This window comes from Maritimibacter harenae (genome assembly GCF_009882975.1).
Classification (GTDB): Bacteria; Pseudomonadota; Alphaproteobacteria; order Rhodobacterales; family Rhodobacteraceae; genus Maritimibacter; species Maritimibacter harenae.
On the sequence record NZ_WTUX01000039.1, the window covers coordinates 1 to 265 of the forward strand.

Genomic DNA, 265 nt, shown 5'->3' on the forward strand with positions numbered 1-265 from the left:
AAGCGCTTCAAGCCTGGCATTCCCACCGAGGAAGGCACCACGATGGGCTCGCTGGTCAGCAGGGCGCATTTCGACCGGGTCATGGGCTTCATCGACAGCGCAAAGCAGGAAGGCGCCCGTGTCGTGGCCGGTGGCCATGCCGTCACGGACGGGCCGCTCAAGGACGGCTGCTTCATCGCGCCCACGATCTTCGCCGACGTGACCCCCGGGATGACCATCGCCCGCGAAGAGATCTTCGGTCCCGTCCTGGCGGTGCGACGTTGGT

At 66.4% G+C, this 265-nt stretch carries 1 protein-coding gene; it reads left to right on the forward strand.

The window, feature by feature from the left end; genetic code table 11:
• A partial coding sequence (locus tag GQE99_RS20230) for an aldehyde dehydrogenase family protein (RefSeq protein WP_161353774.1) occupies nt 1-265 on the forward strand: 265 nt, incomplete at both ends.